The 22,574-nt window shown below is 66.5% G+C and carries 21 protein-coding genes and 1 riboswitch; of the genes, 19 read left to right on the top strand and 2 right to left on the bottom strand.

The annotated features are described in order from the left end of the window. The first annotated feature begins 54 nt into the window (after nt 1-54). From H7U20_RS28810 to H7U20_RS28770, 9 genes are all read left to right on the top strand, one after another. Nucleotides 55-717 (top strand): YbhB/YbcL family Raf kinase inhibitor-like protein, encoded by a 663-nt coding sequence (locus H7U20_RS28810; RefSeq protein ID WP_199762568.1) that lies wholly within the window; start codon nt 55-57, stop codon nt 715-717. 6 nt (nt 718-723) lie between these two features. Further along, nucleotides 724-1,368 (top strand): histidine phosphatase family protein, encoded by a 645-nt coding sequence (locus tag H7U20_RS28805; protein ID WP_199762567.1) that lies wholly within the window; start codon nt 724-726, stop codon nt 1,366-1,368. A 192-nt stretch (nt 1,369-1,560) separates the two neighbouring features. Further along, nucleotides 1,561-2,577: a tRNA dihydrouridine synthase DusB gene (gene dusB / locus H7U20_RS28800; RefSeq protein ID WP_199762566.1), complete on the top strand. Its 1,017-nt coding sequence runs from the start codon at nt 1,561-1,563 to the stop codon at nt 2,575-2,577. A gap of 111 nt (nt 2,578-2,688) precedes the next feature. Beyond that, nucleotides 2,689-2,922, top strand: coding sequence for a helix-turn-helix domain-containing protein (locus H7U20_RS28795; protein WP_008445162.1), 234 nt, complete (start codon nt 2,689-2,691; stop codon nt 2,920-2,922). Between the two features lie 109 nt (nt 2,923-3,031). Next, a complete protein-coding gene (purH, locus tag H7U20_RS28790; RefSeq protein WP_199762565.1) occupies nt 3,032-4,603 on the top strand; it encodes a bifunctional phosphoribosylaminoimidazolecarboxamide formyltransferase/IMP cyclohydrolase in 1,572 nt (523 codons plus the stop codon). Between the two features lie 160 nt (nt 4,604-4,763). Beyond that, a complete protein-coding gene (ruvC, locus tag H7U20_RS28785; protein ID WP_199762564.1) occupies nt 4,764-5,300 on the top strand; it encodes a crossover junction endodeoxyribonuclease RuvC in 537 nt (178 codons plus the stop codon). Between the two features lie 35 nt (nt 5,301-5,335). Continuing rightward, nucleotides 5,336-5,914: a Holliday junction branch migration protein RuvA gene (gene ruvA / locus H7U20_RS28780; RefSeq protein ID WP_199762563.1), complete on the top strand. Its 579-nt coding sequence runs from the start codon at nt 5,336-5,338 to the stop codon at nt 5,912-5,914. Between the two features lie 3 nt (nt 5,915-5,917). Then, nucleotides 5,918-6,973, top strand: coding sequence for a Holliday junction branch migration DNA helicase RuvB (gene ruvB / locus H7U20_RS28775; protein WP_199762562.1), 1,056 nt, complete (start codon nt 5,918-5,920; stop codon nt 6,971-6,973). Next, nucleotides 6,973-7,428 carry a YaiI/YqxD family protein gene (locus H7U20_RS28770; protein ID WP_199762647.1) on the top strand — a complete coding sequence of 152 codons (456 nt, stop codon included), beginning with the start codon at nt 6,973-6,975 and terminating at the stop codon, nt 7,426-7,428. The genes ruvB and H7U20_RS28770 overlap by 1 nt, the downstream gene beginning before the upstream one ends. 61 nt (nt 7,429-7,489) lie before the next feature. Here H7U20_RS28770 and H7U20_RS28765 read toward each other — a convergent pair whose 3' ends face one another. Further along, on the bottom strand, nt 7,490-7,948 hold the full coding sequence (locus tag H7U20_RS28765) for a DUF2147 domain-containing protein (RefSeq protein WP_199762561.1): 459 nt from the start codon (nt 7,946-7,948) through the stop codon (nt 7,490-7,492). Between the two features lie 263 nt (nt 7,949-8,211). Then, the gene (locus tag H7U20_RS28760) at nt 8,212-11,019 is read right to left on the bottom strand and encodes a valine--tRNA ligase (protein ID WP_199762560.1); all 2,808 of its coding nucleotides are present in this window, start codon (nt 11,017-11,019) and stop codon (nt 8,212-8,214) included. A gap of 322 nt (nt 11,020-11,341) precedes the next feature. On the opposite strand from H7U20_RS28760, the gene H7U20_RS28755 reads away from it, so the two are divergent. The 10 genes from H7U20_RS28755 (at nt 11,342) to H7U20_RS28710 (ending at nt 22,521) form a co-directional block, all read left to right on the top strand. Beyond that, nucleotides 11,342-12,925, top strand: a complete 1,584-nt coding sequence (locus H7U20_RS28755) for a M20/M25/M40 family metallo-hydrolase (RefSeq protein WP_199762559.1) — start codon at nt 11,342-11,344, stop codon at nt 12,923-12,925. Nucleotides 12,926-13,216: 291 nt separating this feature from the next. Then, nucleotides 13,217-14,728 (top strand): methyl-accepting chemotaxis protein, encoded by a 1,512-nt coding sequence (locus H7U20_RS28750; RefSeq protein WP_199762558.1) that lies wholly within the window; start codon nt 13,217-13,219, stop codon nt 14,726-14,728. A gap of 255 nt (nt 14,729-14,983) precedes the next feature. Continuing rightward, nucleotides 14,984-15,089: riboswitch (TPP riboswitch) on the top strand. Between the two features lie 82 nt (nt 15,090-15,171). Beyond that, nucleotides 15,172-17,088, top strand: a complete 1,917-nt coding sequence (thiC, locus tag H7U20_RS28745) for a phosphomethylpyrimidine synthase ThiC (RefSeq protein ID WP_199762557.1) — start codon at nt 15,172-15,174, stop codon at nt 17,086-17,088. A gap of 7 nt (nt 17,089-17,095) precedes the next feature. Continuing rightward, complete coding sequence (gene thiS / locus H7U20_RS28740) at nt 17,096-17,299, top strand: sulfur carrier protein ThiS (RefSeq protein ID WP_199762556.1); 204 nt, start codon at nt 17,096-17,098, stop codon at nt 17,297-17,299. 151 nt (nt 17,300-17,450) lie between these two features. After that, a complete protein-coding gene (locus tag H7U20_RS28735; RefSeq protein ID WP_199762555.1) occupies nt 17,451-18,242 on the top strand; it encodes a thiazole synthase in 792 nt (263 codons plus the stop codon). A 2-nt stretch (nt 18,243-18,244) separates the two neighbouring features. Beyond that, nucleotides 18,245-19,060 (top strand): bifunctional hydroxymethylpyrimidine kinase/phosphomethylpyrimidine kinase, encoded by an 816-nt coding sequence (gene thiD, locus H7U20_RS28730; protein WP_199762646.1) that lies wholly within the window; start codon nt 18,245-18,247, stop codon nt 19,058-19,060. A gap of 38 nt (nt 19,061-19,098) precedes the next feature. Continuing rightward, a complete protein-coding gene (thiE, locus tag H7U20_RS28725; RefSeq protein ID WP_199762554.1) occupies nt 19,099-19,809 on the top strand; it encodes a thiamine phosphate synthase in 711 nt (236 codons plus the stop codon). A gap of 66 nt (nt 19,810-19,875) precedes the next feature. Continuing rightward, nucleotides 19,876-20,505 carry an ANTAR domain-containing response regulator gene (locus H7U20_RS28720; protein WP_199762553.1) on the top strand — a complete coding sequence of 210 codons (630 nt, stop codon included), beginning with the start codon at nt 19,876-19,878 and terminating at the stop codon, nt 20,503-20,505. A 358-nt stretch (nt 20,506-20,863) separates the two neighbouring features. After that, on the top strand, nt 20,864-21,307 hold the full coding sequence (locus H7U20_RS28715; RefSeq protein ID WP_199762552.1) for a response regulator: 444 nt from the start codon (nt 20,864-20,866) through the stop codon (nt 21,305-21,307). Between the two features lie 107 nt (nt 21,308-21,414). Next, nucleotides 21,415-22,521 carry an S-(hydroxymethyl)glutathione dehydrogenase/class III alcohol dehydrogenase gene (locus H7U20_RS28710; protein WP_199762551.1) on the top strand — a complete coding sequence of 369 codons (1,107 nt, stop codon included), beginning with the start codon at nt 21,415-21,417 and terminating at the stop codon, nt 22,519-22,521. Nucleotides 22,522-22,574: the final 53 nt, after the last annotated feature.

Here is a 22,574-nt window from a genome sequence, read left to right as displayed (position 1 = left end):
TTCTCAACGGGCCTGCCAAAACAAACAAGAAAATCATCAAACGGAGCGCAGACCATGAGACTTTGGAGTGATACCTTCCGCGACGGCGGCGACATCCCCACCGCCTGCGCGTTCGCCGAGATGGATTCGGCCAGCCGGGTGCGGCTGGCGGGCAACCGCAATCCCCACCTGGCCTGGGACGAGGTGCCCAACGGCACCGAGTCGCTGATGCTGTTCTGCATCGACGGCGATGCGCCGCAGGACGGCCGCGACGTCAACCAAAACGGCCGCGAGCTGGCGCTGGCCCTGCCGCGCGGCGACTTCTTCCACTGGACCCTGCTCGACCTGCCGCCGGCGCTGCGCACCATCGGCGAGGGCGTCCTGTCGGACGGCGTCACACCGCACGGCAAGCCGGGGCCGCTCGCCGCGCTGGGCGTCGGCAACGGCGCCGCCCGGCCGCTGCGCCAGGGCGTCAACGACTACAGCGCCTGGTTTTCCGCCGACCCGGCGATGGCCGGCGACTATTACGGGTATGATGGCCCCTGTCCGCCGTGGAACGATTTGCGTATCCACCACTACATCTTTCGCCTGTACGCGCTCGATGAGGCGCGCCTTGCGTTGCCGCCGCGCTTCACCGGCGCCCAGGCCTGCGCCGCGCTGCACGGCCACATTCTCGACGAAGCACAACTGATCGGCCGCTACACGCTGAACCCGGCGCTGGCGGCGGCCAAGAACTAGGATGGCATGAGCACCAAGATTTTACTGATCCGCCACGGCGAGACGGCGTGGAACGCCGTGCGCCGCCTGCAGGGCCACACCGACATCGCCCTCAACGACGAGGGCTTGCGCCAGGCCGAGGCGCTGGCCCGGGCGCTGGCCGACGAGCCGGTCGACCTGGTGGTCGCCAGCGACCTGCAACGCGCCATGCAGACGGCGCAGGCGGTGGCCGCGCTGCACACGTTGCCGTTGCACACCGACGCCCAGTTGCGCGAGCGCTGCTACGGCGGCTTCGAAGGCATGCTCTACAGCGACATCGAGCGGCGTTACCCGGCCGAGTACGCGCTGTGGCAGGCGCGCGATATCGACGCCGTGATGCCCTCCGGCGAGCGCGACGCCGAAAGCTTCCGCCAGTTCTACCGCCGCACGCTCGACGCCATCGTCGGCTGGGGCGGCCGCCACGCCGGCCGGACGCTGGTCGTGGTGGCGCATGGCGGCGTGCTTGAATGCGCTTATCGGGCGGCGGTCGGCATGTCGCTCGACAGCCCGCGCGACTTTCAAGTCAAAAACGCCAGCATCAACCGCTTCACCCTGGCGGGCGGAAAGTTGACGCTCGACAGCTGGGGCGAGGTCGAGCACCTGCAACTGGCCGCGCTGGACGACATCATTTAATTTGTAGCAAGCTTTGCCGCGCCGCCGGCGCCCCGGCGGCGGGCGCACGCGCGTGCTTAAATTTTCACCACGGCAACTGTCCGATCACCGATCACAACAGTGTTTTATACGCAGCCATGAAAATAGTGCTTATTAATTGAGCAGGCCATCGGTTAAAATAGAGGGTTCCTTCCTCCCATTCAGGTATTGTCAGTGCAAATCGGCCCCTACTTACTGCGTAACAACGTTTTCGTCGCCCCCATGGCGGGCGTGACGGATCGGCCTTTCCGCCAACTGTGCAAACAGCTCGGCGCCGGCTACGCGGTATCGGAGATGGCCGCCTCGAATCCGCGCCTGTGGGCGACGGAAAAGAGTTCGCGCCGCACCGACCACACCGGCGAAATGGAGCCGAAGGCGGTGCAGATCGCCGGCGCCGACCCGCGGGACCTGGCCGACTGCGCCCGCTTCAACGTCGAGCGCGGCGCCCAGATCATCGACATCAACATGGGTTGCCCGGTGAAAAAGGTCTGCAACAGCTGGTGCGGTTCGGCCCTGCTGCAGGACGAGGCGCTGGTCGAGAAGATCCTGCACGCGGTGGTCGGCGCGGTCGACGTGCCGGTCACGCTGAAGTTCCGCACCGGCTGGGACCGCCTGAACAAGAACGCCCTGAACATCGCCCGCATCGCCGAGGACGCCGGTATCGCCATGCTGACCTTGCATGGCCGCACCCGCGCCGACGGCTACAAGGGCGACGCCGAGTACGACACCATCGCGGCGGTCAAGCGCTCGGTGGGCATTCCGGTGGTGGCCAACGGCGACATCACCTCGCCGGAGAAGGCCAAATATGTGCTGGAGCAGACCGGCGCCGACGCCATCATGGTCGGCCGCGCGGCGCAGGGGCGGCCGTGGATCTTCCGCGAGATCGAACATTTCCTGCGCACCGGCCAACACTTGCCGGCGCCGTATGTGGACGAGGTGCGCGCCCTGATGGACGAGCACCTGCGCGCCCACTACGCCTTCTACGGCGATTTCCTCGGCGTGCGCACGGCGCGCAAGCACATCGGCTGGTATGTGCGCGACCTGGCCGGCGGCGAGGAATTCCGCCAAAAAATGAATCTGTTGGAGTCGATCGACGCGCAGTTGCAGGCGGTCGACCAGTTTTTTGAATCGCAATGGAGTTTTGGTGAGCGGTTACAATACCGCCTCTCCGATGATTTGCAGCCCGCATAAGCCGGCTGCGGCAGCACCAAAAAAGTTATATAAAAAAAGGGCAAGCGCTTCACCGCTCGCAGCGTACGCGGCACAGCGTCACGAAATATTAATTAGCCGAATGACATTAAAATGAGCAAAGAAAGTATCCAGGAAGTTGTCCAGAAGAGCCTTGAAGATTACTTCAACGACCTGGGCGAGCAGCAAGCATCGAACATCTACGACATGGTCGTGTTGACCGTCGAAAAGCCGATCCTCGAAGTGGTCATGACCCGCGCCGACGGCAACCAGTCGCACGCCGCGCAAATGCTCGGCATCAACCGCAACACTTTGCGCAAGAAACTCCAAGAGCACGGCCTGCTGTAATCGTCGTCCGTTGCGCCTCGCCGGTGGCCGGGGACGGCCGTCGGCGCGCTGAATGCCGCGCCCGTGCAGCCTTGATTTGTCCAGAATACTCAACCACCTAGCCACTGCCATGATCAAACAAGCTCTCATCTCCGTCTCCGACAAAACCGGCGTGCTCGACTTCGCGCGCGCGTTGGCCGCCATGGGCGTCAACATCCTGTCGACCGGCGGCACCGCCAAACTGCTGGCCGACAACGGCGTCGCCGTGACCGAGGTCGCCGACTACACCGGCTTCCCGGAGATGCTCGACGGCCGCGTCAAGACCCTGCATCCGATGGTGCACGGCGGCATCCTGGCGCGCCGCGATTTCCCCGAGCACATGGCCAAGCTGGCAGAGCACAAGATCCCGACCATCGACATGGTGGTGGTCAATCTGTACCCCTTCCAGGCCACCGTGGCCAAGGACAGCTGCACGCTGGAGGACGCCATCGAGAACATCGACATCGGCGGCCCGGCCATGCTGCGGTCGGCGGCCAAGAACCACAAGGACGTGGTGGTGATCTGCGACCCGGTCGACTATGCGGTGGTGCTCGACGAGATCAAGGCCGGCGTGGTCGGCTACGACACCCGTTTCAAGCTGGCCACCAAGGTCTACGCCCACACCGCCCAGTACGACGGCGCCATCGCCAACTACCTGAGCAGCCTGGGCGCCGACAAGCAGCACGCCACCCGCGCCCAGTATCCGCAGACGCTGAACGTGGCGTTTGAAAAAGTCCAGGACATGCGCTACGGCGAGAACCCGCACCAGTCGGCCGCCTTCTACCGCGACCTGAGCGTGACCGAGGGCGCGCTGGGCAACTACCGCCAGCTGCAGGGCAAGGAACTGTCGTACAACAACATCGCCGACGCCGACGCGGCCTGGGAATGCGTCAAGAGCATGGGCGGCTTCGAGCAGAGCGCCGCCTGCGTCATCGTCAAGCACGCCAACCCCTGCGGCGTGGCCCTGGGCGCCAGCGCCGCCGACGCCTACCTGCGCGCGCTGAAGACGGACCCGACCTCGGCCTTCGGCGGCATCATCGCCTTCAACGTCGAAGTGGACGGCGCCGCCGCCAGCGAGCTGGCCAAGCTGTTCGTCGAAGTGCTGATCGCGCCGTCGTTCTCGGCCGACGCCAAGCAAATTTTGTCGGCGAAACAAAACGTGCGCCTGCTGGAAATCCCGCTGGGCCACGGTGTCAACGCCATGGACTTCAAGCGCGTCGGCGGCGGCCTGCTGGTGCAGTCGGCCGACGCGAAAAACGTCCTGCTGGGCGACCTGAAAGTGGTCACCAAGCTGCAGCCCACCCAACAGCAGTTGCAGGACCTGATGTTCGCCTGGCGCGTCGCCAAGTACGTCAAGTCGAACGCCATCGTCTTCTGCGGCGGCAACATGACCCTGGGCGTCGGCGCCGGCCAGATGAGCCGCATCGACTCCGCCCGCATCGCCTCGATCAAGGCGCAGAACGCCGGTCTGTCGCTGACCGGTTCGGTGGTCGCCTCGGACGCCTTCTTCCCCTTCCGCGACGGCCTCGACGTGGTGGTCGACGCCGGCGCCAACTGCGTCATCCAGCCGGGCGGCTCGATGCGCGACCAGGAAGTGATCGACGCCGCCGACGAGCGCGGCGTGGTCATGCTGTACACCGGCATCCGCCACTTCCGTCATTGATCGTTGCCGATCGTTCCACCTCGATCGCGCGCCCTGGGCGCGCGCTCAAGCGCGCAGGGACCGTCCCGGGGCAAGCCGCCCGGGGACGGTCCCTGTTTCTTTGTACCGGCCACGGCAGTCCGCCCTTGCTCCCACTTGCCTTAGTGCATACAATCTGACGATGATTATTCTCGGCATCGACCCTGGCTTGCGCACCACCGGCTTCGGCGTCATCGACAAGCAAGGCAGCAAGTTGCGTTACATCGCCTCGGGCACCATCAAGAGCGGCGAGGGCGAGTTGCCGGTGCGCCTGAAGGTGATCCTGCGCAGCATCGCCGAGGTCGCCGCGACCTACCGGCCCGACTGCGCGGCCATCGAAAAAGTCTTCGTCAACGTCAATCCGCAGTCGACCCTGCTGCTGGGCCAGGCCCGTGGCGCCGCCATCTGCGCGCTGGTCGACGCCGAGCTCGAAGTGGCCGAATACACCGCGCTGCAAGTCAAGCAGGCCGTCACCGGCCACGGCAAGGCGGCCAAGGAGCAGGTGCAGGCGATGGTGGCGCGCCTGCTGGCGCTGCCCGGCCTGCCCGGCACCGATGCCGCCGACGCGCTCGGCGTGGCCATCTGCCACGCCAACAGCCACGACACGCTGGCGCTGATCAGCGCCATCGGCCCCGGCCTGGCCGGTCTGCGCATGAAGCGCGGCCGCCTGGTCGGCTAGTTCCTCCCCCAACATTCTTCAAAAAAGGTAACACGATGATCGGTCGTCTCTCCGGTGTATTGCTTGAAAAAAATCCACCGCAACTGCTGGTCGACTGCCATGGCGTCGGCTACGAAGTCGACGTGCCGATGAGCACCTTCTACAACCTGCCCGGCGTCGGCGAGAAGGTGGTGTTGTTCACCCACCAGACCATCCGCGAGGACGCCCATTTGCTGTTCGGCTTCGGCCACGCCGAGGAGCGCGCCGTGTTCCGCCAGTTGATCAAGATCACCGGCGTGGGCGCGCGCATGGCGCTGTCGATCTTGTCCGGCATGACCATCGCCGACCTGGCCCAGGCCGTCACACTGCAGGAGACCGGCCGCCTGGTCAAGGTGCCCGGCATCGGCAAGAAAACCGCCGAGCGCCTGCTGCTGGAACTCAAGGGCAAGCTGGGCGCCGACCTCGGCGCCGGCGGCGCGCACGCGGTGCCGGACTCGCAATCTGATATCCTGAACGCGCTGGTCGCGCTGGGCTATTCGGACAAGGAAGCGTTGCTGGCGCTGAAAGCCGTGCCGGCCGGCAGTGGCGTGTCCGATGGCATCAAGCTGGCGCTGAAGGCGCTGTCCAAGGGTTAATGCATGAGTATCCAGACCGATAATTTCACCGAACAACGCATCATCGCGCCGACGCCGTCCTCGCCCAACGAGGAGGCCATCGAGCGGGCGCTGCGGCCCAAGCATCTGGACGAATACGTCGGCCAGAGCAAGATCCGCGACCAGCTGGAGATCTTCATCGCGGCGGCGCGCAACCGTGGCGAGGCGCTCGACCACACCTTGCTGTTCGGCCCGCCCGGTCTGGGCAAGACCACCCTGGCCAACATCATCGCCCGCGAGATGGGCGTCAACCTGCGCCAGACCTCCGGCCCGGTGCTGGAGCGGCCGGGCGACCTGGCCGCCATCCTGACCAACCTGGAAGCCAACGACGTGCTGTTCATCGACGAGATCCACCGCCTGTCGCCGGTGGTCGAGGAGATCCTCTACCCGGCGCTGGAGGACTACCAGATCGACATCATGATCGGCGAAGGCCCGGCCGCCCGCTCGGTCAAGCTGGACCTGCAACCGTTCACCCTGGTCGGCGCCACCACCCGCGCCGGCATGCTGACCAACCCGCTGCGCGACCGCTTCGGCATCGTCGCCCGGCTGGAGTTCTACACGGCGGAGGAATTGACCAAGATCGTCACGCGCAGCGCCGCGCTGTTGAAGGCCCACATCGAGCCGGACGGCGCGGTCGAGATCGCCCGCCGCGCGCGCGGCACGCCGCGCATCGCCAACCGGCTGCTGCGCCGGGTGCGCGACTACGCCGAGGTCAAGGGCAACGGCGACATCACCAAGGCCGTCGCCGACGCCGCGCTGGTGATGCTCGACGTCGACACGGTCGGCTTCGACGTGATGGACCGCAAGCTGCTCGAGGCGGTGCTGTTCAAGTTCGGCGGCGGCCCGGTCGGCGTCGGCAACCTGGCGGCGGCCATCGGCGAGGCGGCCGACACCATCGAGGACGTGCTCGAACCGTATTTGATCCAGCAGGGATTCTTGCAGCGCACGCCGCGCGGCCGGGTGGCCACGCCGGCCGCCTACCTGCACTTCGGCGTGACGCCGCCCCGGCTCAGTCCGAACGGCGAGCTGTGGGAGCAATGATGCAGATCTGGGTCGACGCCGACGCCTGTCCGGCCGTGGTCAAGGATATTCTGTACCGCGTCGCCGAGCGCACGCAGTTGCAGCTGACTCTGGTGGCCAACCAGTTGCTGCGCGTGCCGCCATCGCGCTACATCCGCTCGGTGCAGGTGCCGTCCGGCGCCGACGTGGCCGACCAGGAGATCGTGCGCCTGCTGGCGGCCGGCGACCTGGTCGTCACCGGCGACATCCCGCTGGCTTCGGACGTGCTGAAGAAGGGCGGCTTCGCGCTCAACCCGCGCGGCGAGTTCTACACCAACGACAACATCGCGCAGATGCTGACCATGCGCGCCTTCATGGACGAGCTGCGCGGCAGCGGCGTCGACACCGGCGGCCCGGCGGCCTTCAGCCAGTCCGACCGGCAGAGCTTCGCCAACAGCCTGGACCGGCACCTGCGCAAGCACATTCCACAACCATAAAAAACGCCGCCGGCAGCAAGCTGTCCGGCGGCGTTCCCAGCGGGTGGCGGGGTGGCGGGGCTTAGTCCTGCCGCACCCAGGTCTGCGAACGGCCCAGCATCGGAATGCCGATGTAGCCGCGCACGTTGAGTTTCTTGCCGCCGTCGGCCAGGTTCATCTTGCTCTTGTAGACCTTGCCGTTGTCCGGGTCGAGGATCTCGCCGCCGGTGTACTCGCTGCCGTCCTTCTTCAGTCCCGACATGATGACCAGGCCGATCACCGGCGCGTCCTTGCGGGCGCCCTCGCACTTGTCGCACTTCGGATTCTGCTCCTCGTTGGGGGCGCGGAACAGTTTCTCGATCTGGCCCTGCAGCGCACCGTTGCTCTCGGTGATGCGGATCAGCGCCTTCGGCTTGCCGGAGACGTCGTCGATGTTCTTCCACAGGCCGACCGGGCTGCCCTCGTCGGCCCACACCGGCGCGGCCAGCAGGGACGCGGCGATGCCGCCGGCGATGATTGCTACTTGTTTGATTGAGCGCATTTTGTTGTCTCCAAAGGTTTAGTTTTTATGCGAGCCCAAGTTTAGCAAACTGTTATCGCTTGTGAGCATCTCTCCGCAAAAAATTTGACCACTCGTGCTATTTCGTCTCCTGGACGTAAAAAAACCCACCGGCAAAGAACTGGGGTCGGACCCGCCGCGCCAAGGCGGGGAGTCCGACCCCGGCTCTCTGCCGGTGGGTGGTGTTTGCCGTCGCCGGCGCCTTAATTTGGCGGAATCGCGGCCAGCGGCCGCAACGCAAAGACTTATGCGGCAGGCAGTTTGGCGAACTGTTCGCGCATCTTCTCCACCGTGGCGCCGAAGTTGGCGACCCGTTCCTTCTCCTGGGCCACCACCTCGACCGGCGCGCGGGCGACGAAGCTCTCGTTGGACAGTTTGCCGTTGGCCTTGGCGATCTCGCCTTCGAGGCGGGCGATCTCCTTGGACAGGCGCTCGCGCTCGGCCTTGACGTCGATCTCCACCTTCAGCATCAGCTTGGTGGTGCCGACGATGGAGACGGCGGCCGGCGATTCCGGCAGGGCGTCGACGATGTTGACCTCGGCCAGCTTGCCCAGCGACTGCACGTAGGGCGCGAACACTTCCAGCGCGGCACGGTCGGCGGCATCCTTCGCCTCGACGATCAGCGGCACCCGCAGCGACGGCGACAACTGCATCTCGCCGCGCAGGTTGCGGGTGGCGTCGGTCAGCGCCTTGAGTTGCTGCATCCAGGCTTCGGCGGCCTCGTCGATTTTCGCGGTGTTGGCGATCGGATACGGCTGCATCATGATCGAATCGCCGGCCGGGTTCAGCGTCTTGCCGGCCAGCGGGGCGACGGTCTGCCACAGCGCTTCGGTGACGAAAGGAATGATCGGATGCGCCAGGCGCAGCACCACTTCCAGCACGCGCAGCAGGGTGTGGCGGGTGGCTTGTTGCTGGCCTTCCGTGCCGTGCTGCACTTGCACCTTGGCCACTTCCAGATACCAGTCGCAGTACTCGTCCCAGACGAACTTGTAGATGGTGCTGGCGATGTTGTCGAAGCGGAAGTCCTCGAAGCCCTTGGCGACGTCCAGCTCGGCCTTTTGCAGCAGCGAGATGATCCACTTGTCGGCCATCGACAGCTCGGCCTCGTTCGGCGTGCAATCCTTGCCTTCGGTGTTCATCAGCACGAAGCGGGTGGCGTTCCACATCTTGTTGCAGAAGTTGCGGTAGCCTTCGCAGCGGCCCAGGTCGAAGTTGATGTTGCGGCCCAGCGAGGCGTAGCTGGCCATGGTGAAGCGCACCGCGTCGCTGCCGTAGGCGGCGATACCGTTGGGGAATTCCTTGCGCGTCGCCTTGGCGATCTTCTCGGCGTCGCGCGGATTCATCAGGCCGGTGGTGCGCTTGACGATCAGCCCCTCCAGGTCGATGCCGTCGATCAGGTCGATCGGGTCGAGCGTGTTGCCCTTCGACTTGGACATCTTCTGTCCCGTCGAGTCGCGCACCAGGCCGTGCACGTACACGGTGTTAAATGGCACTTTTCCCGTGAAGTGGGCGGTCATCATCACCATCCGGGCGACCCAGAAGAAGATGATGTCGAAGCCGGTGACCAGCACCGACGACGGCAGGAAGGCCTTGATGTCCGGGGTTTCCTCCGGCCAGCCCATGGTCGAGAAGGGGATCAGCGCCGACGAGAACCAGGTGTCGAGCACGTCGGCGTCGCGCCGCAACATGCCGGTGCTGCCGGCGGCGTGGGCCTTGGCGCGCGCCTCCTCCTCGGTCTTGGCGACGAAGATGTTGCCCTTCTCGTCGTACCAGGCAGGGATCTGGTGGCCCCACCACAGTTGGCGCGAGATGCACCAGTCCTGGATGTTGTTGAGCCACTGGTTGTAGGTGGTGCTCCAGTTTTCCGGCACGAACTTGATCTCGCCGTTGGCGACCTTGTCGAGCGCCGTTTCGGCGATCGATTTGCCGGGGAAGAAGGTGCCTTCCGGCGCCGGCTTGCTCATCGCCACGAACCACTGGTCGGTCAGCATCGGCTCGATGATGACGCCGGTGCGGTCGCCGCGCGGCACCATCAGCTTGTGCGGCTTGACCTGTTCCAGCAAGCCCAGGGCGTCGAGGTCGGCGACGATCTGCTTGCGCGCGGCGAAGCGGTCCATGCCGCGGTAGGCGGCCGGCGCCTCGTCGCTGATCTTGGCGTCGAGCGTCAGGATGATCGGCATGTCGAGGTTGTGGCGCTGGCCGACGGCGTAATCGTTCAGGTCGTGGGCCGGGGTGATCTTGACGCAGCCGGTGCCGAATTCCTTGTCGACATAGGAGTCGGCGATGATCGGGATTTCGCGCTCGCTCAGGGGCAGCTTGAGCATCTGGCCGACCAGCGCCTGGTAGCGCTCGTCGGTCGGGTCGACCGCCACGGCGGTGTCGCCCAGCATGGTTTCCGGACGGGTGGTGGCCACCGTCAGGAAGCCGCTGCCGTCGGCCAGCGGGTACTTGATGTACCACATCGAGCCGTCCTCCTCCTCCGACGCCACTTCCAGGTCGGACACGGCGGTGCCCAGCACCGGGTCCCAGTTGACCAGGCGTTTGCCACGGTAGATCAGGCCCTGCTCGTGCAGGCGCACGAAGACGTCGGTGACGACCTTCGAGCGGGTTTCGTCCATGGTGAAGTACTCGCGCTTCCAGTCCGGCGAGGTGCCCATGCGGCGCATCTGGCCGGTGATGGTGGAGCCGGATTTTTCTTTCCACTCCCAGACTTTTTCGACGAATTTTTCGCGGCCCAAATCATGGCGCGAGATCTTCTGCGCGTCGAGCTGGCGCTCGACGACGATCTGCGTGGCGATGCCGGCGTGGTCGGTGCCGGGAATCCAGGCGGTGTTGTGGCCGAGCATGCGGTGGTAGCGGGTCAGGCCGTCCATCACGGTCTGGTTGAAGGCGTGGCCCATGTGCAGCGTGCCGGTGACGTTCGGCGGCGGCAGCTGGATGCCGAAGGACGGTTTGCCGGCGTCGAGGGTGGCGGTGAAGTAACCGCGCTGTTCCCACTCGCTGCGCCAGAATTGTTCAATGTCGGCAGGCTCGAAAGACTTGGCTAATTCCATGATTTGGCTTGTAAATTTGCGAAAAGAACCATTATAAGGGACGCCGCCGGCCCTGCGCACGGCGGCGGCGTCCGCCGGCGCAAATTCCGCCCAAACGCGCGCGATCGGTGGCTATTTGGCGCTGAAACCTTGCCAATGTCGCCAGAGGGCCGGCGCGGCCGGGGGCTTTTTGTTGGTGCGGTGCAAACATCGGCGCCGCCGCCGCTGTTAAAAAGCGTGACTTTTCCTTCTATTTGTCGATTTATGCAACTTTTTTGACTGGCGGGCATCAATGGAATAAGGTTGGCCGCCCTGAAGTTCAATTGATGACAAGGAGATGGACATGACCCCACGCCTCATCGCCGTGCTGCTGGCCGGCCTGTTGGCCGGCACCAGCGCTCACGCCGCCGCGCAGTCGAGCACGCAGTCGAGCACGCAGTCGAACAAGATCTGGATCACCGTCGGCGACGCCGCCTACAGCCAGTTGCAAAAGGTCGCGCCGCAGGCGATCGCGCGCGAAAGCCGCGCCACGCAAACCCAGTCGGCGCCGGGCCAGCGCAGCGGCCAGGAGCGGGTCCACCTGGTCGAGGTCGACGAACAGCAGATGCTCGGCCTGTCGGCCGCCGTGCACAAGGAGCTGCACCGCTGCGGCGGCTTCATGTACCACCCCAGCGAGGCGGCCGGGCTGTCCGCGCTGAGTCCGCCGTTGAAGACCAGCTTGCTGGCCACGCCCCGGCCGTCGTATGTGATCGACCAGCAGAGCGTGGTCAACCCGATGCTGGCGCAAATGCAGGCGAGCAATATCGGCCAGACCATCGTCGACATGTCGGCCTTCGCCAACCGCTACTACACCACCAACAACGGCGTCAACGCCTCGGACTGGCTGAAGCAGCGCTGGACCAGCATCGCCGCCGGCCGCAGCGACATCACGGTGAGCCAGTTCAGCCATTCCGCCTATCCGCAGAAGTCGGTGATCCTGACCATCGCCGGCAGCGACAACGGCAGCGAAGTGATCGTGCTGGGCGGCCACCTCGACTCGATCAACCAGAACGGCACCAGCGAGACCACGCGCGCGCCCGGCGCCGACGACGACGCCTCCGGCGTGGCCAGCCTGACCGAGGTGCTGCGGGCGATGGTGGCGGGCGGCTACCATCCGCGCCGCACCATCAAGCTGATCGGCTACGCCGCCGAGGAGGTCGGCCTGCGCGGCTCGCAGGACATCGCCTTGAACCACAAGAACAACAACGTCAAGGTGGTCGGCGTGATGCAGCTCGACATGACCAACTACAAGGGCTCGCCCTACGACATCTACATGTACACCGACTACACCGACAGCGCGCAGAACGACTTCGTCGTCAAGCTGATCGGCGCCTATCTGCCGACCTTGAAAATCGGCTACGACCAGTGCGGCTACGCCTGTTCCGACCACGCCTCGTGGACGGCGCAGGGCTACTGGAGCTCGATGCCCTTCGAGACCACGCTGGGCCAGGACAACCCCTACATCCACAGCGCCAACGACACCTACGCCAACTCCGGCAACCAGGCCGACAACGCCCTCAAGTTCGCCCGCATGGCGCTGGCCTACGCCGTCGAGTTGGGCAGCGACGGTCCCGGCGTGACGCCGCCGGGCGACCGCACGGAAACCTTCAGCGGCAGCCTGAGCAAGGGGCAGAAGAAGAACTACGGTCCGTTCAAGGTGGCCGCCGGCGGCAGCTTCGCCGCCACCCTGAGCGGCAGCGGCGACACCGACCTGTACGTGCGCAATGGCAGCGCGCCGAGCACCAGCAGCTACGACTGCAAGTCGGATGGCCCGACCAGCAGCGAGACCTGCAGCGTCGCCGTCAACGCCAACGGCGACCTGTATGTGCTGCTCAACGGTTACAGCGCGTCCAGCTACACCTTGACGCTGACCTACCGGCCGCAATAGCGCGCCTTGCCGCCGCGCCGGCGGGGCAATCTTGGCAGGACGGTCAAGGCCTTGGCCGTCCCTTTCCCCGTTTCGCAACACCGGCGGCCCGGCGCGGCCGCCGGCCCGCCGTTTTCTCCGCCTTGCCGAGCTGAATTTCCCCGCAACTGTTATACTGTTGCCTGAAATCACTTTTCCGCACAGGCCCCATTATCCATGGCGCCCCCCTGTGCGGTATTCCAGGCCCGGCCCTTCCGCGCCGGCTCCTCCTGCTTGGCCAGACCACAGCGGCCATCCACACGAGAGATCGACATGAAACTCAGCACCCGTATACTTCTTCTTTGCGCCGCCACCTTGCTCGGCATCCTCGCCATCGCCACCGTCTCGCTGATCGCCCTGCGCGCGACCATGATGGAGGAGCGCACCGCGCAACTGAGCAACCTGGTCGAACTGGCCAACGCCTCGGTGGAACAGGCTTACGCCCTCGAACAGTCGGGCAAGATGAGCCGCGAGGACGCGCAGCGCCTGGCGGTGCAGTCGCTCAACGGCTTCCACAAGGACGAGATGTACTACTTCGTGCGCGAAGCCAGCGCCGATGTGCTGATCGCCCACCCCGACCCCAAGCGCGTCGGCAAGCCGCAGAGCAAGGAGAGCGGCGACGGTTACCGCGCCGCCATCGCCAAGGCGCGCATCGGCATCGTCGAGCAGGAGGGCACCCGTCCGGGCGTCAAGGAAAAGGTCGCCAAGATGTACGCCGTGACCAAGTTCGCCCCGTGGAACTGGATGATCGGCACCGGCGCCTATATCGACGACATCAACCAGCGCTTCTGGAAGCAGGCCACCATCCTGCTCGGCCTGGGCCTGTCCCTGATGGTGGTGGTCGGCGGCCTGGCCTGGCATATGCTGCGCCGCATCCTCGGCCAGCTGGGCGGCGAGCCGGAGTACGCCGTCGGCATCGTCGGCCAGATCGCCCAGGGCGACCTGACCACGCCGATCACGCTGGCGCCGGCCGACAAGTCCAGCCTGCTGTTCGCCATCCAGGCGATGCGCGACAACCTGGCGCGCATCGTCAGCCAGGTGCGCAGCGACGCCAATTCCATCTCCACCGCCTCGGGTGAAATCTCGGCCGGCAACCACGACCTGTCGGCCCGCACCGAGCAGCAGGCCGGCGCGCTGGAGGAGACCGCCTCGACCATGGAGGAGATGACCTCGACCGTGCGGCAGAACGCCGACAACGCGCGCCAGGCCAACCAGCTGGCGATCTCCGCCTCGGACGTGGCGACCCAGGCCGGCCGGGCGGTCGGCCAGGTGGTCGAGACGATGGGCGCGATCAACGAATCGTCCAAGCAGATCAGCGACATCATCAGCGTGATCGACGGCATCGCCTTCCAGACGAACATCCTGGCGCTGAACGCCGCCGTCGAGGCGGCCCGTGCCGGCGAGCAGGGCCGTGGCTTCGCCGTGGTCGCCTCCGAGGTGCGCAACCTGGCGCAGCGCTCGGCCTCGGCGGCGCGCGAGATCAAGGAACTGATCAACACCTCGGCCGAAAAGGTCGCCGCCGGCGAGCGCCTGGTCGAGATGACCGGCAGCACCATGGACAAGGTGGTCGACAGCGTGCGCCGGGTCACCGACATCGTCGCCGAGATCAGCTCGGCCAGCCAGGAGCAGAGCTCGGGCATCGACCAGATCAACGACGCCATCGCCGAGATGGACAATATGACCCAGCAGAACGCCGCGCTGGTGGAGCAGGCCGCCGCCGCCGCCCAGTCGATGAACGAGCAGGCCGCCGGCCTGGCGCAGATCGTCAGCGTGTTCAAGGTCTAGCCTTGCCGGATGCCGCGCGCGAATGCCGCTACATTAGGAAAATCCACAGGCGCAAACTGAGAAAACCGACAGGCGTAAACCGAGCAACCCCACAGGCGAAAATCTGGGGTCAGACCCCGCGGGTCTGACCCCGGTTCTTGCCTTTGGGTGGTTTTGCCAGCCGGCGCCGGCAAATACCGACTATGGCGCCGATTTCGCACAAGGCGCTTGGCGGCGCCGTCGGCCCATGTATAATTGCCACCGCTGCCGCAAGGCGGCACACGCTAGGGGTCCTGGCCGTCGCATCGCGACGACTGGGTGAGAAATACCCTCCGAACCTGATCTGGATAATGCCAGCGAAGGGAAGCTTAGGATTTTGCCGCCGGGTCATCCACGCCATTCGACCCCGCGCCGGCGCCGTCCAACCCTCCTTTGCTGGCTCCTGTAGCCTACCAAGGAGCCAAATGAACGCCAATCCGAAATTCCTCTCCGCCACCGCCGTGGTCGACCAAGCCGCCATCGCGCCGCTGCCCAATTCGCGCAAGATCTATGTGCAGGGCAGCCGGCCCGACATCCGCGTGCCGATGCGCGAAATCAGCCAGGCCGACACGCCGGCCTCGTTCGGCTTCGAGGCCAATCCGCCGGTCTACGTCTACGACACCTCCGGTCCCTACACCGATCCGGACGCGGTGATCGACATCCGCTCCGGCCTGGCCGCCACGCCGCGCCTGCCGTGGATACTGGAACGCGGCGACACCGAGGAGCTGGCCGGCCCGACTTCCGAATACGGCCAGGCGCGCCTGGCCGATCCGGCACTGGCCGAGTTGCGCTTCAATCTGCACCGCCTGCCGCGCCGCGCCAAAGAGGGCGCCAACGTCACCCAGATGCACTACGCGCGCCGTGGCATCGTCACGCCGGAGATGGAGTTCGTCGCCATCCGCGAGAACATGCGGCGCAAGGAATACCTGGAAAACCTGAAGAACTCCGGCCCGATGGGCCAGCGCTTGGCCGATTTGATGGGCCGCCAGCACCCGGGGCAGAACTACGGCGCCAGCATCCCGGCCGAGATCACCGGCGAGTTCGTGCGCGAGGAGATCGCCCGTGGCCGCGCCATCATCCCGGCCAACATCAACCACCCGGAGATCGAGCCGATGATCATCGGCCGTAATTTCCTCGTCAAGATCAACGCCAACATCGGCAACTCGGCGGTCACCTCGTCGATCGGCGAGGAAGTCGAAAAAATGACCTGGGCGATCCGCTGGGGCGGCGACAACGTCATGGACCTGTCGACCGGCAAGCACATCCACGAGACGCGCGAATGGATCATCCGCAACAGCCCGGTGCCGATCGGCACCGTGCCGATCTACCAGGCGCTGGAGAAGGTCAACGGCAAGGCCGAGGACCTGACCTGGGAGATCTTCCGCGACACCCTGATCGAACAGGCCGAGCAGGGCGTCGACTACTTCACCATCCACGCCGGCGTGCTGCTGCGCTACGTGCCGATGACCGCCAAGCGCCTCACCGGCATCGTCTCGCGCGGCGGCTCGATCATGGCCAAGTGGTGCCTGGCGCACCACAAGGAATCCTTCCTCTACACGCACTTCAACGAGATCTGCGAAATCATGAAGGCCTACGACGTCTCCTTCTCGCTGGGCGACGGCCTGCGTCCCGGCTCGATCTACGACGCCAACGACGAGGCCCAGCTGGGCGAGCTGAAGACCCTGGGCGAGCTGACCCAGATCGCCTGGCAGCACGACGTGCAGGTGATGATCGAAGGCCCCGGCCACGTGCCGATGCAGCTGATCAAAGAGAACATGGACCTGCAACTGGAGCAGTGCGGCGAGGCGCCGTTCTACACCCTGGGACCTTTGACCACCGACATCGCGCCCGGCTACGACCACATCACCTCCGGCATCGGCGCGGCCTTGATCGGCTGGTACGGCACGGCCATGCTGTGCTACGTCACGCCGAAGGAGCATCTCGGCCTGCCCGACAAGAACGACGTCAAGGACGGCATCATCACCTACAAGATCGCGGCGCACGCGGCCGATCTGGCCAAGGGCCATCCGGGCGCGCAGATCCGCGACAACGCGCTGTCCAAGGCGCGCTTCGAGTTCCGCTGGGACGACCAGTTCAACCTCGGCCTGGACCCGGACAAGGCGCGCGAGTTCCACGACGAGACCCTGCCCAAGGACTCGGCCAAGGTGGCGCACTTCTGCTCGATGTGCGGCCCGCACTTCTGCTCGATGAAGATCACCCAGGAGGTGCGCGAGTACGCCGCCGCCAACGGCATGAGCGACGGCGCGGCGATCGAGCAGGGCATGACGGTGAAGGCGATCGAGTTCGTCAAGAACGGCGCCGAGTTGTATCGCAAATTGTGAGGCCGCGATGATCGACATCGAACTCAATGGCGCGCCGCGCGCGGTGCCGCCGCAGCACACGCTGGCGGCGCTGATCGAGGCCCTTGACCTGGGCGGCCAGGCGCTGGCGCTGGCGGTCAACCGCAGCGTGGTGCCGCGCCAGCAGTGGCCGCAGCGCGTGCTGCAGCCGCAGGACAAGGTCGAGATCGTGCGCGCCATCGGCGGCGGCTAAGCCCAGGGCCGCCAATTCAAGCTGCCGGCGGCGCTGAAACCACCCAAAGGCGGAGAGCCGGGGTCGGACCCGCCGGGTCCGACCCCAGATCTATGCCGCTGGGTTTTCGCAATTTGCCAGGCGGCCGGCAAACCCATATAGGAGAACGAATATGACACAAGCAAACCAAGACCTGCTGACCATCGCCGGCAAGACCTACACCTCGCGCCTGCTGGTCGGCAGCGGCAAGTACAAGGACCTGGCGCAGACCCGCGAGGCGACCGACGCCGCCGGCGCCGAGATCATCACGGTGGCGATCCGCCGCGTCAACATCGGCCAGGACCCGAAGGCGCCCAGCCTGCTCGACGTGCTGCCGCCGTCGCAGTACACCATCCTGCCCAACACGGCCGGCTGCTACACCGCCAAGGACGCCATCTACACCTTGCAGATGGCGCGCGAACTGCTCAACGGCCACAAGCTGGTCAAGCTGGAGGTGCTGGGCGACGAGAAGACCCTGTTCCCGCACATGCCGGAGACCTTGGTCGCCGCCGAGGCGCTGGTGCGCGACGGCTTCGACGTGATGGTCTACTGCAGCGACGATCCGATCCAGGCCAAGCTGCTCGAACAGATCGGCTGCGTCGCGGTGATGCCGCTGGCCTCGTTGATCGGCTCCGGCATGGGCATCCTCAACCCATGGAACCTGTCGCTGATTATCGAGCAGGCCACGGTGCCGGTGCTGGTCGACGCCGGTGTCGGCACCGCCTCGGACGCCGCCATCGCCATGGAGCTGGGCTGCGACGGTGTGTTGATGAACACCGCCATCGCCGGCGCGCGCGACCCGATCCGCATGGCGCGCGCCATGCGCCTGGGCGTGCAGGCCGGCCGCGAGGCCTTCCTCGCCGGCCGCATCGGCAAGCGCTTCGCCGCCTCGCCGTCGTCGCCGATGGCCGGCCGGCTGGCATGAGCATGGCCGGCGGCGGCGTTGGCGTCGGCGCCGAGCGGCGCGGCGGCGAACGGCGCGCCGCCGTGCTGGTGTTCGCCGGCGTCGACCCGTCCGGCGGCGCCGGCGTGGCGGCCGACCTGCAGGCCATCGCCGCCCAGGGCGCCCACGCGTTGACGGTGGTGACGGCGCTGACGGCGCAGGACAACGACCGCGTCCACGCCGTCGAGCCGGTGGCGCCGGCGCTGCTGCTGCGCCAGGCCGAGGTGTTGATCGACAAGATCGCCATCGCCGCCGTCAAGATCGGCATCCCCGGCAGCGCCGCCAACGCCCGCGTGATCGCCGGCCTGATCGAACGCCTGCGCCAATTGCAGCCGCAGCTGCCGGTGGTGCTCGATCCGGTGCTGGCCAGCGGCCACGGCGACCTGCTGTCGCGCGACGACGCCGCGCTGGCGCTGGCGCCGTTGCTGCCGCTGGTGACGTTGCTGACGCCGAACGGCCCCGAGGCGCGCGCGCTGACCGGGCAGGACACGCCGGCCGCCCAGGCGGCGGCGCTGCGCGCGCGCGGCTGTCGCCATGTGCTGGTCACCGGCGGCCATGACGACGACAGCGGCGTTGTCGTCAACCGCTGGTATGGCGCCGGCCGCGAGCAGCACTGGCGCTGGCAGCGCCTGGCCGGCGGCTTCCACGGCAGTGGCTGCACCCTGGCCTCGGCCTGCGCCGGCTTGCTGGCCCAGGGCCTGACGATGGAGCGCGCGCTGCAACGCGCCCAGCAATACTGCCATCACACCCTGGCCGACTCCTACGCCATCGCCGACGGCCAGCGCGTGCCGCGCCGCTGAGCCGGCCGGCCTCACCACCCCATTCGAGAGAGAACACCATGTCAAGCATTCAGCCGAGCAGCAAGCCCAGCATCAAGCCGAGCATTGAGCCGAGTATTAAGTCGAGTATTAAGCCGAGTATCAAGCGGGGACTGTATCTGGTCACCCCCAACTGGGACGACACCGAGCGCCTGCTGGCCGTCACCGAGCAGGCGCTGGCCGCCGGCGTCGCCCTGCTGCAGTACCGCCACAAGGACGCCGCGCCGGCGCTGCGCGAGCGGCAGGCGCGCGCGCTGCTGGCCCTGTGCCGGCGCTATGGCGTGCCGCTGGTGATCAACGACCACACCGAACTCTGTCAACAGCTTGGCGCCGACGGCGTCCACGTCGGCGGCACCGACGCCGGCGTGGCCGCCGTGCGCGCCGCGCTGGGGCCGGACAAGATCGTCGGCGCCTCCTGCTACGGCGACCTGCCGCGCGCCGTCGCGGCCGAGGCGGCCGGCGCCAGCTATGTCGCCTTCGGCGGCTTCTACCCGTCGCGCGTCAAGCAGTACGCCGTGACCACCTCGGCGGACATAGTCGGGCAGGCGGCCGCCTGCATCGGCGTGCCCGGCGTGGTGATCGGCGGCATGACGCCGGCCAACGCGGCGCCGCTGGTGGCGCGCGGCGCCGACCTGGTGGCCGCCATCAGCAGCGTCTACCTGGCCGACGACGTGGTGCTGGCGGTCGGCCAGTTCAACGCGTTGTTTTCGGCGCGCAACAGGGGCGCATAAATGCGCCGGGGCCGGGCGATTCGGTCCTATAATGGGGTGTTGATTTTAATATAAGATTATCCCGCCATGAGCGCACGCGCCGACACCAAACGCCTGATCCTGATCGTCGACGACGATCTGCTGTTGCTCGAATTCCTCAGCGCCGTGTTGCGCCACGCCGGCCACGACACGGTGACGGCCGCCTCGGCCGAGGCGGCGCTGGCGCTGATCGCCGTGCGCGAGCCCGACCTGGCGCTGCTCGACATCCACATGCCCGGCATGTCCGGCATGGAGCTGGCCAAGCAGTTGCACGCGACCACTTCGGTGCCGTTCATGTTCCTGTCCGGCCGTGGCGACGCCGACCTGAGCAAGCAGGCCGCCGATTACGGCGCCGTCGGTTTCCTGGTCAAGCCGGTCGACGAGAAGCAGCTGCTGCCGGCTTTCCAGGCCGGCCTGGCGCGCGCCGACGAGATCCGCCAACTGCGCCGCACCGAGCTCAACCTGAACGCCGCGCTGGCCGCCGGACGCGAGACCAGCCTGACCGTCGGCCTGCTGATGTGCAAGTTCCAGACCGACCGCAACACCGCCTTCGAGGTGCTGCGCGACCACGCCCGCTCCAGCCGGCGCAAGGTCAACGAGGTGGCCGAGCAGCTGCTGGCCGCCGAAGAGACCCTGAACGGCCTGCACGCCGCCTTCAACGGCCGGCTGAAAAAATAGCCGGGCAGGCGTGGCATCGGCCCGGTGACGGCGTCAGCGCCGGTACCGGCGCCGGTACCGGTGCAGGTACAGGTACAGGCGCCGGTTGATTCCGCGCTACAACACTTTTTTCCGCGACACTTGTATTGTCGCCATCGTGTTGTACACTAGACAGGTCACAGATCAATCAACGGCGCGTACGCCGGGGCCACCAGCCCCCCGCCGCGCGCCGCACACGCAACATTGCGGCCGCCCCTCACCTGCGGCCACGTCAGCACAGTTCGGCCCAGCTCCGCCGGCACCCATCCATAACATCAGCCAGTCCGTCCGGCGCCTTTGGCCCGGCCGACGACCGGCGCTTGCCGCCCGCGGGGAACAGATGATAGACGACCACTTTGCCTTTTTCAGCGACCCGCTCGACGGGCTTGCCGCGGCGCCGTCCAGCGCCGGCCTGGTGCTGCCGCTGGCGCCGCGCGTGCTGCACATCGACGGCGACGGCGACGCCGCCCTGGTGCTGGCCACCCTGCTGGTGCCGGAAACCCGCGTCACCCACGTCGCCACGCTGGCCGAGGCGCGGCGCGCCATCCAGGACGGCGGCTACGCCCTGGTGGTGCTCGACCCCGACCTGCCCGACGGCGACGGCGCCAGCCTGCTGGCCGCGCTGAACGGGCGGCCGGACGCGCCGCCGGTGCTGCTCTACTCGGCGCGCCAGCCGCCGCACGACGCGACCGCCGCCGCCTTCCTGCCCAAGCCGTGGACCTCGCCGCGCGAATTGTGGCGCACCGTCGCCGGACTGCTGGCCGAGGCCGTCCCGGCCGCCTGAACGAAACTGTTTTCCTTGCCGGCGCCGCCTTGATATCATGGCGCTGCGCCGGCACGGGCGTCGTCCGCGCCGTACCGGTCCCCACCCACATACCGACAGGAAAACACATGAAAACCAAAGCAGCCATCGCCTGGAAGGCCGGCCAGCCGCTGACCATCGAAGAAGTCGAACTGGGCGGCCCGCGCGAGGGCGAGGTGCTGGTCGAGATCAAGGCCACCGGCATCTGCCACACCGACTACTACACCCTGTCCGGCGCCGATCCCGAGGGCATCTTCCCGGCCATCCTGGGCCACGAGGGCGCCGGCGTGGTGGTCGAGGTCGGCCCCGGTGTCAAGTCGCTGAAGAAGGACGACCACGTCATTCCGCTGTACACGCCGGAATGCCGCCAGTGCAAATTCTGCCTGTCGCAGAAGACCAACCTGTGCCAGTCGATCCGCTCGACCCAGGGGCGCGGCCTGATGCCCGACGCCACCAGCCGCTTCTCCATCGACGGCAAGCCGATCTACCACTACATGGGCACCTCGACCTTCTCCAACTACATCGTGGTGCCGGAGATCGCGCTGGCCAAGATCCGCGAGGACGCGCCGTTCGACAAGGTCTGCTACATCGGTTGCGGCGTCACCACCGGCGTCGGCGCGGTGCTGTTCACCGCCAAGGTCGAGGCCGGCGCCAACGTGGTCGTGTTCGGTTTGGGCGGCATCGGCCTGAACGTGATCCAGGCCGCCAAGATGGTCGGCGCCGACAAGATCATCGGGGTCGACATCAACCCGGCGCGCCAGGCCATGGCGCGCAAGTTCGGCATGACCCACTTCGTCAATCCGACCGAGGTCGAGAACGTGGTCGACACCATCGTCCAACTGACCGACGGCGGCGCCGACTACAGCTTCGAGTGCATCGGCAACACCACCACGATGCGCCAGGCGCTCGAGTGCTGCCACAAGGGCTGGGGCCAATCGATCGTCATCGGCGTGGCGGCGGCCGGCCAGGAGATCTCGACGCGGCCGTTCCAGCTGGTCACCGGACGGGTCTGGAAGGGTTCGGCCTTCGGCGGCGCGCGCGGCCGCACCGACGTGCCGAAGATTGTCGACTGGTACATGGAAGGCAAGCTCAACATTGACGACCTGATCACCCACCGCCTGCCGCTCGAACGCATCAACGAAGGCTTCGACCTGATGAAGAGCGGCGAATCGATCCGCTCCGTCGTCATCTTCTAAGCGGCAAGCCGGCCCGCCAGACGGGCTCATCACCCGGGGTCAGTGCCGACATT

This window comes from Rugamonas violacea, assembly GCF_016461825.1.
In the GTDB taxonomy this organism is placed as follows: domain Bacteria; phylum Pseudomonadota; class Gammaproteobacteria; order Burkholderiales; family Burkholderiaceae_D; genus Rugamonas.
Note: the sequence above shows the minus strand (reverse complement) of the source record. Positions and strands in the feature narration are given on the sequence as shown.